This is a genomic window from Lacticaseibacillus rhamnosus (assembly GCF_900636965.1).
Lineage (GTDB): Bacteria > Bacillota > Bacilli > Lactobacillales > Lactobacillaceae > Lacticaseibacillus > Lacticaseibacillus rhamnosus.
In genome coordinates, this window is record NZ_LR134331.1 from 2,348,906 (window position 1) to 2,365,776 (window position 16,871).

The 16,871-nt window shown below is 45.9% G+C and carries 17 protein-coding genes; 6 read left to right on the plus strand and 11 right to left on the minus strand.

All coding sequences use genetic code 11. The features are described from left to right. Positions 1 to 269 precede the first annotated feature (269 nt). The 10 genes from EL173_RS11735 to pplA form a co-directional block, all read right to left on the minus strand. The gene (locus tag EL173_RS11735) at positions 270 to 713 is read right to left on the minus strand and encodes a nucleoside 2-deoxyribosyltransferase (protein ID WP_005686183.1); all 444 of its coding nucleotides are present in this window, start codon (positions 711 to 713) and stop codon (positions 270 to 272) included. Positions 714 to 887: 174 nt separating this feature from the next. Further along, positions 888 to 1,733, minus strand: coding sequence for an alpha/beta fold hydrolase (locus tag EL173_RS11740; RefSeq protein ID WP_005692400.1), 846 nt, complete (start codon positions 1,731 to 1,733; stop codon positions 888 to 890). A gap of 9 nt (positions 1,734 to 1,742) precedes the next feature. Continuing rightward, the gene (nusG, locus tag EL173_RS11745) at positions 1,743 to 2,297 is read right to left on the minus strand and encodes a transcription termination/antitermination protein NusG (RefSeq protein ID WP_005686179.1); all 555 of its coding nucleotides are present in this window, start codon (positions 2,295 to 2,297) and stop codon (positions 1,743 to 1,745) included. A 101-nt stretch (positions 2,298 to 2,398) separates the two neighbouring features. Beyond that, a complete protein-coding gene (gene secE / locus EL173_RS11750; protein WP_005686177.1) occupies positions 2,399 to 2,569 on the minus strand; it encodes a preprotein translocase subunit SecE in 171 nt (56 codons plus the stop codon). Positions 2,570 to 2,588: 19 nt separating this feature from the next. Further along, positions 2,589 to 2,738, minus strand: a complete 150-nt coding sequence (rpmG, locus tag EL173_RS11755) for a 50S ribosomal protein L33 (RefSeq protein ID WP_005686176.1) — start codon at positions 2,736 to 2,738, stop codon at positions 2,589 to 2,591. A gap of 297 nt (positions 2,739 to 3,035) precedes the next feature. Then, the gene (locus EL173_RS11760) at positions 3,036 to 3,995 is read right to left on the minus strand and encodes a UbiA family prenyltransferase (RefSeq protein WP_005692396.1); all 960 of its coding nucleotides are present in this window, start codon (positions 3,993 to 3,995) and stop codon (positions 3,036 to 3,038) included. Then, positions 3,992 to 4,930: a 1,4-dihydroxy-2-naphthoate polyprenyltransferase gene (gene menA / locus EL173_RS11765; RefSeq protein ID WP_005692394.1), complete on the minus strand. Its 939-nt coding sequence runs from the start codon at positions 4,928 to 4,930 to the stop codon at positions 3,992 to 3,994. Before menA ends, EL173_RS11760 begins: the two co-directional genes overlap by 4 nt. Before the next feature lie 322 nt (positions 4,931 to 5,252). After that, complete coding sequence (locus EL173_RS11770) at positions 5,253 to 6,317, minus strand: FAD:protein FMN transferase (RefSeq protein WP_019728556.1); 1,065 nt, start codon at positions 6,315 to 6,317, stop codon at positions 5,253 to 5,255. Positions 6,318 to 6,492: 175 nt separating this feature from the next. Further along, positions 6,493 to 7,674, minus strand: a complete 1,182-nt coding sequence (locus EL173_RS11775; RefSeq protein ID WP_020752287.1) for an RNA-guided endonuclease InsQ/TnpB family protein — start codon at positions 7,672 to 7,674, stop codon at positions 6,493 to 6,495. Positions 7,675 to 8,626: 952 nt separating this feature from the next. Then, on the minus strand, positions 8,627 to 9,535 hold the full coding sequence (gene pplA / locus EL173_RS11790) for an extracellular electron transfer flavoprotein PplA (RefSeq protein WP_005686167.1): 909 nt from the start codon (positions 9,533 to 9,535) through the stop codon (positions 8,627 to 8,629). A 287-nt stretch (positions 9,536 to 9,822) separates the two neighbouring features. On the opposite strand from pplA, the gene EL173_RS11795 reads away from it, so the two are divergent. The 6 genes from EL173_RS11795 to EL173_RS11820 all read left to right on the plus strand — a co-directional run bounded on the left by EL173_RS11795 (position 9,823) and on the right by EL173_RS11820 (position 15,757). Beyond that, the gene (locus EL173_RS11795) at positions 9,823 to 11,721 is read left to right on the plus strand and encodes an NAD(P)/FAD-dependent oxidoreductase (protein ID WP_005713555.1); all 1,899 of its coding nucleotides are present in this window, start codon (positions 9,823 to 9,825) and stop codon (positions 11,719 to 11,721) included. Positions 11,722 to 11,893: 172 nt separating this feature from the next. After that, positions 11,894 to 12,337, plus strand: coding sequence for a NusG domain II-containing protein (locus EL173_RS11800; RefSeq protein ID WP_005686164.1), 444 nt, complete (start codon positions 11,894 to 11,896; stop codon positions 12,335 to 12,337). After that, positions 12,334 to 12,921 carry a Gx transporter family protein gene (locus EL173_RS11805; protein ID WP_005686161.1) on the plus strand — a complete coding sequence of 196 codons (588 nt, stop codon included), beginning with the start codon at positions 12,334 to 12,336 and terminating at the stop codon, positions 12,919 to 12,921. The genes EL173_RS11800 and EL173_RS11805 overlap by 4 nt, the downstream gene beginning before the upstream one ends. After that, complete coding sequence (locus tag EL173_RS11810) at positions 12,896 to 13,873, plus strand: polyprenyl synthetase family protein (protein ID WP_005692383.1); 978 nt, start codon at positions 12,896 to 12,898, stop codon at positions 13,871 to 13,873. The genes EL173_RS11805 and EL173_RS11810 overlap by 26 nt, the downstream gene beginning before the upstream one ends. 444 nt (positions 13,874 to 14,317) lie before the next feature. After that, positions 14,318 to 14,815 (plus strand): hypothetical protein, encoded by a 498-nt coding sequence (locus tag EL173_RS11815; RefSeq protein WP_005692382.1) that lies wholly within the window; start codon positions 14,318 to 14,320, stop codon positions 14,813 to 14,815. Between the two features lie 150 nt (positions 14,816 to 14,965). Continuing rightward, positions 14,966 to 15,757 (plus strand): metallophosphoesterase family protein, encoded by a 792-nt coding sequence (locus tag EL173_RS11820; protein ID WP_014571553.1) that lies wholly within the window; start codon positions 14,966 to 14,968, stop codon positions 15,755 to 15,757. A 441-nt stretch (positions 15,758 to 16,198) separates the two neighbouring features. Here the strand turns inward: EL173_RS11820 and EL173_RS11830 are convergent, their stop codons facing one another. After that, on the minus strand, positions 16,199 to 16,759 hold the full coding sequence (locus EL173_RS11830; RefSeq protein ID WP_005692376.1) for a hypothetical protein: 561 nt from the start codon (positions 16,757 to 16,759) through the stop codon (positions 16,199 to 16,201). Between the last annotated feature and the right edge of the window lie 112 nt (positions 16,760 to 16,871).

A 16,871-nucleotide genomic window follows, 5' to 3' on the forward strand; every position in this document is an offset into this window, starting at 1 on the left:
TATAGCCAAACGAATTCAATATCAAGATATAGATTAATCAATAACAATTCGTTAATGCTGACGATGACCGGTCAAACAGATAATGGCGGGCTTTTAAAAAATTCAGGATGACATTAAAAAAGCCAGCGTTACATCACGCTAGCAAGTTTTCAGTTATCATCATAACGCGCTCCGATGCAGAAACCTGCGTGTAAGGATCTTGGTCGCAATGGTCAAAGCCCGACAAGGCCACTTACACTCCGGTTTCTAAGCGGCCCTGTTCACGCTCACTAAAACACCGGTCCCACATAAGGACGAACGAGCACATGATCTAAATCCAGTGTTTTCAGCTCGGCAATATCTGTTACAAAACAGGTAATGGAGCCGGCGAGCATCAGGTTCATTTTCATGTCCGTCAGTTGTAGCGCCACAATTGGCATGTGGTGCGCATACGCATAGCCGATCTCAAAGGCGGTTCCCGGATCAGGGTCTTCGCCAATATAATCCAAAATCGCGACCATCACCGTTGCTTGGTGCAAGCCGCGAATATCTTCACCAAAAACCTGTCGCTGCCAAGCTGGTGAATTTTCCGTCAAACCTGCTTTGTTAGTATCATCGCGTGGTGAAAAAATACCGCTAACGGACTCATTTTCATTTAAAGCCGCTAATACCTGATTCAACCGCTTTGTCTGCGCGGGATCAAAAAAAGGAGCGGCAAGATAGACTTGGGCCATATTTTCCTCCTAGCAAGCATTGCGGCAACTTTATTGTCGCCAATGCCTTATTTCCGGTGACAGCAACTTGCGGGTAAAACATAAGGAACCTTGGCCATCATGGTCAAGGTTCCTAAGCAATGCCAAAAATAATGTGCCGTTGCTTATCGCGCAACCGATATCTTCTGACAATAGCTAAAAATCGCGTTGCTGCTGCCATAAATATTCAACAATATCATGATCAACGAGGCGATTCTCATGGAGCAAACTGTGGGCTGCCCGCGGTCCGCGAATGACGACCTCCGTATAGTCCTTGATCCGATCCTTCACCAGATAACGCACCGCAAAACTGCTGTTAATCGCAACCTCGCCGTCATGGCGACCTCCAAGCATCAAGTCTCCGGCAATGTTCAGCCATCGCAAATCAGAAGGAAGATTGTCAATGGTGCGCTGAAATTGCTGATAAATTGGGGCTGTGTGTTCCGGTCCCTGACGCGTCAACGACCAGTTTAGAATCGGTGAGCGCTGAGCAACTTCTAAGTCATTCATAGGCGCAGCAATAGTGACTAGGTTGGCGACTGGCACAGCTGGTTTGCTTAATAAATACAACACTGCCGTCACGCCGCCCATTGAGTGTCCAATCAGATTAAGCTGACTGAAAGCTTGTTGCGCCTGTAAAGCCGTAATCACGTGATTTAGTCCCCGTAATTGCGCAGCTGGGCGCACGGTTTTATCGGTGAATAGCACTTGCACCGCAGCATGATGATTCAAGTTCAACCGACCACGCAAACGCACCCTGCCATCAGGGGCAACAATCGCGACAACATCTTTACTCAAGCCATAACGACGCTGCATACGCCACAACATATGGCCGAATGAATACCGCGTACCTAAATGGCCGGGGATGAACAAAGTCGGCGTTGCATCCATGACTAATGGCACCGGCGCATATCCGGGACGACCCAGTAATATAAAGTCTGCTAAACCGCCCGCAATCACAACAGTGCCAACTGCAATCACGAGCCAAAACCAGCTGCTCATGAGCCTTGCCTACAGTTTGTCGACTTGATCAAAATCCAGTTCAGCAGTGACTTCGCGGTCAAACATTTCGGTCACGACTTTGAGCTTCATCTTGTCTTTATCGACAGCGGTTACTTTACCATGCATCCCGGTAAAGGCCCCATCAATAATCGTAACGGGTTCGCCCACATCAAACTCAACATCCTGATGCCGTGTGCTCATGCCCATTGAATGCAAGACACTTGCAACTTCTTCAGGCAACAATGGCGCCGGCTTTGAACCTGCACCATGGGAACCCACGAAACCGGTAACGCCAGGCGTGTTCCGCACTACGAACCATGATTGATCCGTCATGACCATTTCGACTAACACATAACCCGGGAAGGTCTTCTTCATTTCGATCTTCTCTTTGCCGTTCTTTTGCTCGTGTTCTTCTTCTTCCGGAACAACTACCCGGAAAATATAATCATCCATATTCATACTGCTGGTCCGTTGTTCAAGGTTTGTCTTCACCTTATTTTCGTAACCAGAATAAGTGTGCAAGACATACCAACGTTTCTCTGCTGATGTAACTGTTTCAGCCATAATGTTCTCCTTTTAGTGTTTTGAGTCAAAATAAAAAACCGTCATCGAAGGCGGTTTTGCGTTGCTCATAGTATAGCAAAAATAAAGCAGTTTGTCAGGTCTTAATATAAGAAGGCTTGGAAGACTGCATTGATAACCCAGTCCACACCCGCAAAATAGATCGCAAAAATAATGGAAGTCATGATGACGGTAAACGTATCACGCCGCGTCTGCTGGGCAGTTGGCCAAGTGACAGCTTTCATTTCCGCGAAAACACTTTTGATAAATTTCATCATTGCGCTCCTTCCATTATTACTTGGTTTCTTGATGGACCGTCACGCGGCCACAATGTTTACAAAACTTTTTTAACGTTAACCGTTCTGTTCGTTTTGGGTTTTCGGGAACAAAATAATTCCGTTGCCCACAAACCGAACAAGCTAAAGCAACTTTCTTTACTGACATCTTGTTCCCTCCAGTCACGTCCAATATCTTACCAAGATTACAAACAGATAGCAAGCAGAGGTTCGCGCCGGTAAGTGTCAACTTTTTCTCGGTTCTACTCTAATTAAGTGATTTCCGTTACTCCGAGCTGGCTCCGCGGTGGCGAGGGCTGGCGACCGCGCAGCTAGAGTGGTGGGCACGACTGAGCCCGCCACCGCTCCGCCAGCTCTTGCTTTCTATCTTAATATTCTAACAAGGTGGACCCATCGCACTGCTACCAACTACCATGATCGAGTCTGATATTTTGAACTCACACCCTCAGAAGAAAATACCAAGCCACAAGGTCAACAGTAAAGCACCGCCAACGATCATTAAAGATTGAATCGTAAAAATAAAAGTTTTGTCTTTGCTTGGTGCTTTAGTGTACCGCCGCGTGTTTTTCTTCACCACCGGCCAAGTCAACATAACGAGTAAACTCCACCATGGCAAACTGCGGGTCAAAACACCTAGCAGTAACGCAACAAAGGTACAGAAGGGTATCAACCGGTACCAACGTAAAGCTCGGGTTCGGCCAAGGTAATATGGCAATGTAAAGCGCTGATTTTTGATATCCTGCGCCATATCAGCAATGTTATCGGCAAACATGACAGCAGCATTCAAAATGATCACCGGTAAAACAGCGATCAACAGTTGTAACAGCCAGCCCAGATTAAGTGCAAATGTAAACGTGCGGCGGTCAAGCGTTAAGTCAAGCGGTCCCGGTAGTGTCATATTGATAAACACCGCGATCACGAAAGTCCCATAACCTTCCACAAACCCGGCCAACACCTCTCCCAGCGGCAATCGTGATAGAGGAACCGGCCCGAATGTATATAAAATGGCCACACCGACCCCGACCGCGCCAATCACTAACAAGCTCAGGTTGGTGCGCATGACAAGAATAATGCCTAAAACCACGCTGATGAGCAAAATAAAGATGGTAAGTGCCAACATGCCCCAAGGTGACAAATGCTCGCGGCCGATAATATTTTGCGACTGCTGATAACTGCGATCTTTGGCCTTAAAATAATCCTGAACATTGTTGAATCCTGTCACAAATAAGGCAATAGCCAATTGAGCCGCAGCGTATATGAGACTATTGATCCAAGAAAACTGATGAAATGCCCAAGCAGCGTAACTGATTCCCAACACCAGCGGCAACATACTGGCAGCCTTAGCCGGTAACCGAATAAATTCTAAAAATAGCGGCCACGTCAGCCGATGATAAGACTGGGTCATAGCACCACCCCCATTCCCAAACCCACAACCAGCAAACCGTTTTCCAAAACCAGGTTGATCACCGCGGTATGAAACGTTCGCTGTTTGCTGGGATCACGAATGAACCGATGCACATTGCGAATCACCAACGGCCAGGCTAACTCCACCACCAATGTCCATATCGGTAGCGCGCCAAAAATGACGCCCAAGATCACCGCTAAGAAGCCGGCATAAGCTAACAACGCGTATACCCGTGGCGACCACCATTTGCCCAGATACATCGGCAACGTGTGGCGATGATTGCGCTGATCTTCTTCAATATCAGACATATTATTAGCCAGCATAATATTGGCAATGGTTGCCATCGGGGTAATGCAGGCTAATCCTAATGCAACGATGGCGATAAAGTCACCACGTAAAACAACTGTTGGCCACCCAAAATCCAAGGCAAGCAAGCGTCCCGGGGCAATATTGACATAGGTTGCAATAACCGGAATGCCTAATCCCATGACGATCCCGGAAAAAATTTCACCAAGCGGCAAACGAGAAAGCGGTAATGGCCCCCAAGTATACAAAATACCAATGGCAAAACAAGCCATCCCCATTAACAGCAACAGCCAATCCGTCCGCACGACCAACACAACGCCCAGCAACGAAGCGACCACAAGCATTACCAGAATCAACTTGGCAACCATTCCCGGATCAAGCTGAGCCCGACCAATGACATTCACTTCCTGCTGATAATGAGCATCTTTGGCTTTTTGATAATCCATCAAATTATTAAGCGCAGTTGTCATCATATCGAAAATCAACATTGCAGTAAAAAATAAAAGCGTATTGAGCCAATCAAAGGCGTGAAAATAAGTCACTGCAAACAAAGTGCCAATCGCAAATGGCAAAACACTTGCCAGTTTGGTGCGAATTTCAACCAGTTCTAAAAATATCGGTAACGACATCTACTCTCCCCTTTTGTAGTGAGCGCGAGCCAGCGCGGTTAGGGGCTGGAGTGTAAGTGGCCTTGGGCGTGATGACCCGCGCTTGGTCATTGCGACCAAGGTCCTTACACGCAAGCCCTGCGCTGGGGAGCGCGTTATCGTGAGCGTGAACCGGCGCGCTTAGAAGTCGGAGTGTAAGTGGCCTCGAACGTGATGGCCCGCTCTTGGCCATTGCGTTCGTGGTCCTTACACGCAGACTTCTGCGCCGGTGAACGCGTTATTGTGAGCGCGAGCCAGCGCGGTTAAAAGTCGGTCAAGCCTTTATTGTGAACCCTTAACCAACTTACTTTAACTTCGCCAGCGTATACCCCGAGTCCTTCAACAACTTAAACTTATCTTTCAACCCCGAGCTCACGTAAACTTTTTTATCTTTGGTAACAAAAATAGCATCAGCATAATTCAACTTTTCAATATAGGCCATCCCATCAAATAGCCCCTTATCAAAAGTCGCTGTTGACAAAGCATCCCCATCCACACTCTTTTTGGTAATAATCGAAACACCCATTAATTCATTATCAAATGGATAGCCGGTTTTGGGATTCATCAGGTGCATATAAACCTTACCATCAACTTTAAGATAGCGTTCATAGATACCCGAGGTCACGATGGTTTTATTGCTGGCAGGTAAGGTCCCGATGGCCGTCCCACGAGGCTTCTTAGGATCCTGAATACCGACACTCCAGTCTTTTTTAGTGCTTTTAGGACTTTTGCCCATGACAAAAATATTGCCGCCTAAGTCAATAATAGCAGTCGTTACATGCTGTTTCTTCAACGTTTTCACGACTTCATCGGTAATAAAGCCTTTAGCAATACCACCTAGATCAATTGCCATGCCCTTTTTCTTAAGATATACCGTCTGTTGTTTCTTATTGAGAGCAACATCTTGATAGTGAACCAATGGCAGCTTGGCATCAATTTCACTTTGCGCCGGTTTGCGCGCATCGGCAAAACCAATATGCCACAAACTCGTAATCGGCCCAATTGCCAAGTCAAACGAACCGTTCGAATTTTCACTATAATGCTTGGCAGCTTCAATCACCCGATAAACACTCGGAGTGACATGTACGGGTTTCACCCCCGCATTCTTATTGACAGCATCGACTTCGGAGCCCTTCTGGTTAACCGTCAGTTCATCGGCCAACTGCTGAACACGGGCAAAAGCAGCATCTAGTGCTCCCTGCTTCCCCTTGTCATAAATCTTAATCATAACAACCGTCCCCATCAGAAACTGAGTATCCGAATAAGGATCGCCCGAAACCAATTCCCGTTTAGCTGTCGACTGACTCGAACAGCCCGTCGCCACCAGTGCCAAAAGCATCAGGATAACGACAATCAATCGCTTTTTCATGTACAACCTGCTATATAAAATGTGGAAGAATGTCTCTTTGACACCAATAAAGGTTCTATATATTTCCTTTCTTGATTGACATTCAGCATTTCATTTAGTCCCGTTAACAGCGGTATTCCCACTCTGAAATAATTCATCATGACAGTGACCGCCTCTTGAACTTTAAGGGTATAGCCTACCCCGGTACTTTTGATTTTGCATAATCGATCAGGTTATCAACTGCATTCTCATCACGTCGCATCCTAGCACCGCATTGGTAGCAAATGTAATCATCATGTCCAGTGTGGTATTTGGCATTACCGTGCAAAGTAAGTTTCTCTTCACCGGTTTTGATATAACCACATTTTGAACACCGTTGCGTACTCGGAAACATTGGATCGGCAAGAATTAAAGTACTGCCGTTCCAATCCGCTTTGTATTGCATCATGATTTTGAATTTGCCAAACATTGAACGATGCAGCTTTTTGGCGAGACGATGATTCATGCGCATGTGCTGATTATCCAAGTCTTCTATCCCAATTAGATCGTGATCAACAACTAGCTTGGTCGTAAATTTGTTTAACAAGTCCATTTGTATCCGTTCAACGCGTTGATAGTTTCGCTTCAACTTGGTTCTCGTTGCGCGATAGGTCGCTGAATTAAAGTGCTTTGGATTTGTTGCTCGCTTACGTGCTAATTGTTTTTGATAGTGAGTGATACGAGCGTAAAGTGCTGGTAGAGAAGCGGGTAGTGTTGGCTGAATGGCATAACCTGATGGGGTTTTGTAGTCGAACTTGCCCACATTGACGTCAACGGCAGTAACCCGGCGAATGGTTCGTTTTTCAACCATGACTGTGGCTTCAATAGACAACGATGCATAGTAGCCATCTGCGTCTTGAACGATGCAAACCTGCTTGATTTCACCTTGCCATCGTGGCTGTTCAGCCATTTTGATGTCATACCATACCCTTGTGCCATGTGGTTTGTCCAAACGGAGCTTGCCATTAACTATCTGGGCACGATCCGTTCTAAAAGTTTTACGTGAGCGCTTTTTCGACTTCCACTTAGGCTTGTCATGGTTGGGCATTTTAGGATTCAAATAGTTTGCCCACGCCTTACTTAAATCATTCACGGCAAGCTGTAAAACGCGCGCCGATCGTTCAAACTGCCAATCTGCTTTGTTCGCAACCAGTTCATCACGAACTTTTCGCTCATTAGGCCGTATCGACTTATCCATCATGACTAAAGAGGCGTCATACATGTCATTCCAGATTTCCAGCCCTTGGTTCCAAACGAAACGGCGATAATCAAACAATTTTTCTAATTCTTTACGCATCGTTGCATTGGGATAAAGTTTGATCTTATGCGTTTTAATCAAAAGTGTTCACCTCCCTTCAAGTTAACTAAAGGACTTACTTCAAAAATGGATCGTCTTCAAGCTTTCCTTGTATTGACGTAAGCCGGATAACCGACGCGAAAATACGTGAATCATACTAATTAAGTCTTCAGTTAGCTCTCCCTGAGGTGATAGACCAGGATGATTCAACCCCACAAGCTGTGTGGTTGAATCTTTGGGGTTTGGCGCTCAAACCAATCATAGCCAAAACGCACGCAACTCGTCGATGTTTCTTTAATTCATCAGCATGACCGATATAAGCCAAGTATTGATGCTCGGTATAATAACATCAATTAGGTGGTGTTCTGCGAGCTTTGAGCTTTCCAGACTTATCCCACTGTTGCAGTTGCACCGAGACATTTAGCCATTTCGTTTGGTCTGAGCATATGAGCATCTTCCACTTAATTATCGTGCTCATAACATACCATGTTACGCTACATTGTTACATATATTTGTCTGCTGTTAATCACCTCCAAAAAGTGTGAGCGCGAGCCGGCGCGCTTAGAAACCGGAGCATAAGTGGCCTTGGACGTGATGACCGGGCTTTGGTCATTGCGTCCAAGGTCCTTATGTGCAGGTTTCTGCGCCGGGGAGCGCGTTATAGTGAGCTGAGCGTGAGCCAGCGCGCTTAGAGATCGGAGTGTAAGTGGCCTTGGACGTGATGGCCGGGCTTTGGCCATTGCGTCCAAGGCCCTTACACGCAGATCTCTGCGCTGGCGAACGCTTTATGCACCGGTGAGCATCTTGAACCGAAAGCAAGCCGACACACTAGCCAAGTGCCACATCGTTTACTGACTAAAACGGTTACAGCACCATTATACCGGGCATTATGAGCATAAGAAAAGAACTCGCTCAGAAAAATTATTCCAAACAAGTTCTTGCTTAGTTAACCCGCGCTAATAACGCACATTAACTTCTTTTCAAGATCACGCCATTACTTGTAAACAATATTGTCGACTTCGATCTTGTTGGTATTACCATTTTGAGCAGCGTTAACTAACTGATCAGCATACAAGATGAAGGTATCGGAACTGTGGGTTGCACCGGAAACCACATCAACCTTGGCTGGTGACTGCTTAGCAACCAGTGACTTGTTCAGTTCTGGGATGTATTCCTTCGGGCCAACCTTGTTCACTTTCTTCATGTTAGCTTCGTATTTCGTATCCTGAGTCTTGGACTTACCGTCTTTATTGACGTTGTCGTAGTTGCTTTCGGTAATCTTACCGTCTTTAACCGTGATGGAGAAGGTTACCCGATAGCCGTTGAAGTAGTTCTTTTCTTCAAGCGTGTAAGTACCATCTTTCATCTTGCCAGTGTTATTGACTTCAATTGGCTTGGTGTCCCCAGCCTGAGCCGCCTGAACTAATTGTTGGGCGTAATTCTTAAAGGTCATACTGGAATCGGTCGCACCGGAAATAACATCGATAGCGCCGACATTGGTTCCATTCTTCTTAAAGGACTTGTTTAATTCAGGAATGTATTCCTTTGGTCCAACCTTGACCTTAGCCTTCATGGCCTTTTCATAGCTGGCGTCTTTGGTCTTGGATTTGCCATTCTTATCAACGTAATCATACTTAGTAGAAGTAATCTTCCCGTCTTTGACCGTCATCGCCATTTCAACCTTATAGCCATGGTCATAGCCGGTTTCATTCAGCTTGTAAGTACCATCCTTCAACGGGCCACCTGCAACCTGCTTTTGGGTTGATGACTTCTTGACCACTTTACTGCTGGAAGCCTTGCTGCTGGATGAATTTTTGCTGCTTGAACTACTGCTGCATGCACTTAAAACCAAAGTGGACAGTGCAACAACGGCTGTCCCCGTCACAACTTTACTTAACTTCATGACATTTACCCCTTTTGCAGTTCATAACTGCGATATTGTGTTTTCAATCACATATTTAGTTTAGCTAGTCAAATCAAAAAAATCAACCAAACACGGGTATTATAAGCGCTTTCTCATTTTTTAATCGTCCTTTACGAAGCGTATTTTTGTGTCATTTTACACAAAAATGTACGGCTTTAGAAAAAGAGAGCGCGAACGTTAGACATTACGTAATTTTAAAGGCTATAATGGCTTAGATACATACTTTGTAAGAGTATGGGTAAAGCAAATGGTAAGGAGTGTTATGCATGGCGAAAACCAATATCGTCGTGGTTGGCGCGGGGTTTGCCGGGGTCTATGCGACAAAGCACCTGGCCAAGCACTACAAACGTAACAAAGACGTGACGATCACGCTGATCGATCGCCACTCGTACTTCACTTATGTCACCGAACTGCACGAAATCGCCGCGGATCGTGTCCCAGAAGACGCAATCCAATACGATTTACAGCGGTTGTTCAATCGACGTAAGAATGTCAAGCTGGTCACCGATAATGTGACTGGGATTGACCGCGACAAGAAGGAAGTTGTCACTGAAAACGGACGCTTCCCTTATGATTATGTGATCTTGGGAATTGGATCACAACCGAACGACTTTGGGACGCCTGGCGTTGCCGAACACGGTTTCACCTTGGGTAAGTGGGAAGACGCGATTCGGCTAAAGCGCCACATTGAAGACGTTGTTCGGCGCGGTTCCGAAGAGCACGATCCGGCTAAACGCAAAGCCCTTTTGTCTATCGTCATTGTCGGTTCTGGCTTCACTGGTACCGAAACGATTGGTGAATTACGTGACTGGCGCGATACCTTAGCCAAACAGTACAAGCTAGATCCGAACGAAATTCAATTTAGCTTGATGGAAATGGCGCCAACGATCATGAATATGCTAGATCGTTCAGACGCGAACAAAGCCGAACGTTACATGGAAAAACGCGGCATCAAGGTCATGAAGAATACCGGCGTTGTCGGCGTTCACGCAGATCACGTTGATCTAAAAGACGGCTCCACGTTCCCAACATGTACCTTAGTCTGGACGGCCGGGGTTAAAGCAACTGACCAAGCGAAAGATTTCGGCTTGAAACAAGGACGTGCCGGCCGAATCTTAGTCAAAAACAACATGGAATCGCAAGACGATCCAAGCATCTATGTTGTCGGCGATGTATCGTTAGTTGATCAAGACGGCACCGGCAAGGGCCAGCCGCAAATCGTTCAAGGCGCTGAGGCAACTGCCCACACCGCGTTGACGAACATTGAAGCCAAGTTGGAAAATAAGGAACAGGTTGAATATAAAGCCAACTATTCCGGATTTATGGTCAGCTTGGGTTCAAAATATGGTGTTGCCAATATCATGGGCTGGCTGCACCTTTCCGGTTTCTTTGCGATGTTGATGAAACATTTAGTCAACATGCTCTACTTCGTTCAGATCTATTCCGGTTATTATTTATTCGAGTACTTCATGCACGAATTTTTCCGGACCCGCAATGGCCGCAACATGTTCCGCGGACATCTTTCCCGTCAAGGCAATGTTTTATGGACACTGCCTGCCCGTCTCACATTAGGCGCTATGTGGTTGATTGATTGCTGGCCGAAGATTCAAGGTAAAGAGTCATGGTTCATTGACAAGCTCCGGTTGCCATTTAGCTGGTTACAACCGGCTGCTACCAGTGGTGCCTCTGCTGCTGGCGCTGATGCAACCAGTGCTGCTTCCGGGGCCGCTGCCGGTGCTGCCAAAGCAACCAAGACCGTCTTCTCCCTTTCATATCAGTATGGTAATGATCCGATGATGGTCTTTGACAAGATGCCAAACTGGTACTACAGCATTACCAAGACCTTGATTCCTAATCAGCAAGTTGCCTTCTTCATGCAAAAGGCCATGACGATTATGGAAATTCTGATTGGGCTTGCGCTTGTTGCCGGTTTATTCACCTGGTTGACCTCTGCTGCTACGATCGCTTTTGTCGGCGTCTTCTGCCTCAGTGGTATGTTCTACTGGGTTAACATTTGGATGATCCCGATGGCCTTTGCCTGCATGAACGGTTCCGGCCGCGCATTTGGGCTCGATAAATGGGTTGTCCCTTATCTCCAGAAAGTCTTTGGCAAATGGCGCTATGGAACACCGCGATCTCTTTACGGTACCGATGCACTCAAATAATTGTCTACACAAAAGGCTCTGGGTGGACTTACCTAGAGTCTTTTTTCAAGAGCGGGAAGCTGCTGCGGTCTCTTTTATCGGCCACGACTGCTCCCCGTCCTTCGTGTTCACATCATCGTTTTGAAGTCATGAACTTGAACGCGATTCAATTTCACTAGATTGGAGGCTCACAATGAAACGGCCAAATACCTTTAAACGTTATCTTAAGATGATTCGCCCATTTGACTGGATCATTGTTGGCGGCCTGTTTATCGCAGCGTTCATTCCGTATCTTATTTTCGGCATTCATGAGAATCAGCAGCAAGCAACCGCCTCGCAACAGGTATTAACAGCCGTGGTGACCCATGACGGCCATGAAGTTTATCGCAAGCGACTAACCGGTCATACTGGGACCAGCCACTTCACCTATCGTGATAAAGACGGTGACTGGAATAAGATTGAAGTCAAAGGCGCGGGAATCGCGATTACGGAAGCTAACTGTCAGGATCAGGTCTGCGTTCGCCGCGGTCGGATTACGAAACCCGGTCAAACAATTGTCTGCCTGCCGCATAAGCTACTCATTGCGATTAAGTCAAATAAAGGCGATAGCAACACGGGAGGTATGGTGACCGAATGAGTGTTTATAAAGCCGACCGTACCCGGCAGTATATCTATATTGCCTTACTCTGCGCTCAAGGCGTCATTATCGGCCTACTCGAGCGTATGATCCCGTTTCCCTTTGCCTTTGCGCCTGGTGCCAAATTGGGCCTGGCCAATTTAATCACGATCATTTCATTGTTCACGATGTCAATTCCCGACAGCTTTATTCTGATGTGCTTGCGACTGCTGCTCACCACACTACTTGGCGGCACCTTGTCAACCTTTCTTTACAGTGGTGCTGGTGCGGTTTTATCGTGGTTTGGCATGTTACTCATTAAACAATTAGGTGAAAAACGTGTCAGTATGATCGGTATTTCTGCAGCAGGTGGCATTTTGCATAATGTCGGCCAGCTCTTGATGGCATCCTTCATCGCCCAAAGCTGGACCGTCATGCTCTATTTACCGATTCTCGCGTTTATGGGCATTCTGGCGGGCATTGCGGTTGGGATTGCTGCTAATTTTCTTTTTGAACACATCGATATCTTACGACGACTCCGCTATGATCGCACCAAGCGTCGTAAAAAAGGAGCTACACATGAAAATTCATCCCATGTGGCATGAATACCCGACGTTGGCGCCGGAGCTTGCTTCAGCGCTAACGTTGATTGAAAAACAGATCACAACCAACAATACACCTGTGGCCAAGGCGATCATGGAAATGATTAATGGCGGTGGCAAATTGTTACGGCCGGCGTACTGTCTGCTTTTCTCCCGGTTTCAAGACACGGATCGCGAGAAAATGATTGCACTGGCGGCCGCCATTGAGACGCTTCATACCGCCACTTTGATCCACGACGACATTATCGATAAATCTCCAACCCGCCGCAATCAGGTGACGATTCAAAAACAATTCGGCCCGGACACAGCAGTTTATGCTGGCGATTATCTCTTTGTTGTCTGCTTCAAGCTGTTGGCACATTACGCCTCAAGCCTCCGCAGCATTCAACAAGACAGCGGCAGCATGGAGAAAATCTTAAAAGGCGAACTGGATCAGATGGCCACACGCTACCAAACCCAAATCACCATTAATGACTATCTCAAGCAGGTTTCCGGAAAAACCGGCCAGCTCTTTGCGTTAAGCTGTTTTGTCGGTGCCTACGAAAGCGGCGGAACAACGAACTTTGCCAAAACGGCCGAAAAAATCGGCATGAACATTGGCATCGCCTTCCAATTGCTAGACGACATTCTCGATTACACTAGCGATGGCGAAACTTTGGGCAAACCGGTTTACGAAGATGTGCGCAGCGGCGTCTACTCAGCACCACTCATTTTGGCCATGCAGCGCGATCGCCAAGCCTTTTTGCCGCTGTTAGCGAAAAAAGAACACATTAGCGATACCGAGATGATTCAACTGCGCGATCTTGTCATCAAGTATGAAGGTGTCAAGCAGGCCTACACTATGGCGCAACAACGTACTGAACTGGCGACTGCCGGTTTGCAGAAGTTGCCTGCCGGCGCTGCACGAGACGATTTAATCCGTTTGACGGAGAGCCTTTTGAAGCGCAAATCTTAATTCGTATTAACCGGATCTTAAGCAACCAGCAGAAATTGAGCTGGTTGTTTTTTTGTTAATGCAGATGTACAACAAATCCTCTAACTCCTAGATCGCTATCAGGTTCGATTTTTCTTACTCTCGATTAATGACCATTAACTTTTCATTTTTGATCTGTTTATCTGCCCATGGTCTTTACGGCGTCTTGTCGATATGTAGCCCATTTTGATGGAAAAATCTCTTCGCTTCATGAGACAATCCCAAGACTTTTTTACTTTCACAATTGTTAGAACTCGTTATTTAAAGTCGAACTTTCATCTGCGGAAAATCAGCTAAATAACCAAACTAATGTAACAGTCTCATTCGATGAATCCGCTTGCAATGGCAACGAAATCAGCTTACTATAGGTTCACAATTTCAAGTCGTAGAAGTCAGAAGTCTATTTTTGAATAGTGGGTAACCGTTATGGAAAATAAAGCTAAAGTCATTAATTCCGGCAAGATAATTGTCAGTCATATCGTCTTTCCCTTGGTTCTGGCTATTGCTGTTGGCATCACCACTTCTGGATCATTTGTTTACCAAGCCGTTAATCATGAAGAACCCGTTGTCGTCCAGGCTGCTTCATACCCCACTCCTGCAAAGCGCGGTATCACCCTATATGGATTGGGTAATGATACGGTTTATGTTTACTATTCAGCCTCACAAATGGCTGCAGTTAAAGCGGCTTCAAACACCCAGGCAAATGCTAGACTAGCTTTTGCGGCAGCTTTTGGCGCTATAAATCAATACGCAGGGCTTCTGGCAACGGCCGCATTGATTCGAACAAACACCCAGTTCAACAACTTTAGAGAGGCGATCAATTCGGCTATTTCTAAAAAGAAAGGCTTGCAGCTTCAATACAACACAACTTTCGATGATGGTAATAACAGCGCTACCTGGGGAGCATCATTTGTTGTTAAGTAATTAGCATTCCCCTTAAATCGACCCCATGCAATGTACATTGCTGAATTGAAGGAACAATCAGCTCATCTGCTGGTTGTTTTTTTGCGTTCCACAAAGCATAGTTATCCATAGAGCCTTCAACCATTCTCAACCCAGGAAAGTGTGAGTGACATGACAACCATTGCCGTCTTTTCAGATATCCATGGCAACTTAGCAGCGTTAGAAGCCGTGTATGCAGATGCGATTCAACATGGCTCTGGAGCTTACTGGTTCTTAGGTGATCTTTTTGGGCCCGGACCAGACGTTCAGCCATTGTGGGAAGAATTACAAACCATCAACCCGACGATCAAAATCCGGGGCAACTGGGAAGATTTCTTGGTCACCACATGGTCAGGTAAAGATCGTCTATCTACCACGCAAAAGAAAATTGAAGCTTATATTTTGAACCACCTGCATGATCCGGCCAAGATTTGCGCCACCCTTGCCAGCTGGCCGCTTCACCAAGAAGTGACGGTCAATGGGGTGCAAATTGGGCTCTCACACCATCTTCCCGCCAATAACAGCGGGGATACGCTCTCAGTCCGTGCTGAAGGTTCCGCATTATCGGCATTATTCAGTGGACCCCGTAGTACCCTTGACTTGGCCATCTATGCCCACATTCACCATCCCACAATGCGTTATGTCGACTTAAGCATGCCGATCCAAACCGCTGATGCCTTTGATTATGCCAAAGCCGATGAACGCCTTGTTTTGAACCTTGGCTCAGTCGGTTTGCCTTTTGACAAGCCAACTCGCCGGTATCAAGAGTGGCGCGCTGAGTATCTCTTACTGGAAGTGACTGACGACGGCGCAATCAATCCGCAGTTTCGCCGAATTTCTTATGATCTGCAAAGGGAATTCAAGCAGGCGCTGGCAATGGACATGCCGTTTGTTGAGAATTATCGGCATAATTTCTATATTTAAGCGAGGGAGGTTTGCTGTGCATACTTTTCTGCTTTTGTTAGGATTTTAGTTAGCCCAACATTTAAAAAATTCAGTACACTGATATACATTGTAACTGGATGGCATAGAGACTGTTTACAAGCAAAAAAAGTCCCATAAAATTGGGACTTTCTGTACTTCAAACACTCCTATTAAATTGTTAAGGATGATGCTATTAGTTGATTTATCGCATATCTGGAGAAAATATCCTGTTAATATCGTATGGAAGCCTTCACTACTCTGACCTATCTTTAAAATAAACGCTCCCTATGAGTACAGCAATCATTAGATAACCAGTTAATTTAAAATATTGCGTCCAATAAAGCTCACCCAGAAAAAGAAGATCATAACCAATATTAAAGAGCATCAACGCCAACCATAGTAAAAATCCTCCAAGATATGTCTTGGCTTTATTCTTAACGTTTACCACCCCAGACCGCATTGTACGGCATACCATGCCAATACGGTTGCCATAACAGCTGCATTACGTTTAATACCCTGAGCTGCTACTTTAGCAACGATAGCCTTTGCTGCTTCCAACCAGAGCTTTTTGTCAATATAAGCCACGATAGTATTGACATTGACCATGCTTCGGATTTCCTCACCGAGTTTTCCCAGCATGCAATTTCCAATATCGGCTAGATCGCGTTGAACAATTCGATGCTCCGTTGGAAAAATACGAGATTCATTCTCAGAGATACCGATAAACCTTTCTGTAGCCTGAATTTCATCTTTTCCATATTTGGCAATGAGATAATCAATGTTAAGATTTTCAATATCGCCATCTACAAACATCTTTTCTAGTTCCTTGGCGACGGCTTGCTCTTTTGGCGTTGCCGAGTTTACAGTAATCTCGTCTGCTTTAGTTGCTGCATTGACCGGTTTGGCTCCGGTTAGCATTAGACTAACAAACAATGTCGTTGTGAATATCGCTAGCAATGCAAGAAATTTAGGTGTTCTTTTCCACTTCGACTGAAATTCCATGTGAATCCCCCCATTTGTTAAGCGAGTTACTCGCTTTTTTTGTCAACATCCGCCATAATTTATCCAGGAACAATAATAACGTCATCACCCACCGGATAAGTGTCATTCAGGA

Bases quoted from the DNA above. Each gene is read 5' to 3' on its own strand.
- EL173_RS11770 (WP_019728556.1), bottom strand. From the start codon at position 6,317: ATGAAAAAGCGATTGATTGTCGTTATCCTGATGCTTTTGGCACTGGTG.
- EL173_RS11760 (WP_005692396.1), bottom strand. From the start codon at position 3,995: ATGACCCAGTCTTATCATCGGCTGACGTGGCCGCTATTTTTAGAATTT.
- EL173_RS11740 (WP_005692400.1), bottom strand. From the start codon at position 1,733: ATGAGCAGCTGGTTTTGGCTCGTGATTGCAGTTGGCACTGTTGTGATT.
- menA (WP_005692394.1), bottom strand. From the start codon at position 4,930: ATGTCGTTACCGATATTTTTAGAACTGGTTGAAATTCGCACCAAACTG.
- rpmG (WP_005686176.1), bottom strand. From the start codon at position 2,738: ATGTCAGTAAAGAAAGTTGCTTTAGCTTGTTCGGTTTGTGGGCAACGG.
- EL173_RS11830 (WP_005692376.1), bottom strand. From the start codon at position 16,759: ATGGAATTTCAGTCGAAGTGGAAAAGAACACCTAAATTTCTTGCATTG.
- EL173_RS11735 (WP_005686183.1), bottom strand. From the start codon at position 713: ATGGCCCAAGTCTATCTTGCCGCTCCTTTTTTTGATCCCGCGCAGACA.
- EL173_RS11805 (WP_005686161.1), top strand. From the start codon at position 12,334: ATGAGTGTTTATAAAGCCGACCGTACCCGGCAGTATATCTATATTGCC.
- EL173_RS11820 (WP_014571553.1), top strand. From the start codon at position 14,966: ATGACAACCATTGCCGTCTTTTCAGATATCCATGGCAACTTAGCAGCG.
- EL173_RS11815 (WP_005692382.1), top strand. From the start codon at position 14,318: ATGGAAAATAAAGCTAAAGTCATTAATTCCGGCAAGATAATTGTCAGT.
- EL173_RS11795 (WP_005713555.1), top strand. From the start codon at position 9,823: ATGGCGAAAACCAATATCGTCGTGGTTGGCGCGGGGTTTGCCGGGGTC.
- EL173_RS11810 (WP_005692383.1), top strand. From the start codon at position 12,896: ATGAAAATTCATCCCATGTGGCATGAATACCCGACGTTGGCGCCGGAG.
- pplA (WP_005686167.1), bottom strand. From the start codon at position 9,535: ATGAAGTTAAGTAAAGTTGTGACGGGGACAGCCGTTGTTGCACTGTCC.
- EL173_RS11800 (WP_005686164.1), top strand. From the start codon at position 11,894: ATGAAACGGCCAAATACCTTTAAACGTTATCTTAAGATGATTCGCCCA.
- secE (WP_005686177.1), bottom strand. From the start codon at position 2,569: ATGAAATTTATCAAAAGTGTTTTCGCGGAAATGAAAGCTGTCACTTGG.
- nusG (WP_005686179.1), bottom strand. From the start codon at position 2,297: ATGGCTGAAACAGTTACATCAGCAGAGAAACGTTGGTATGTCTTGCAC.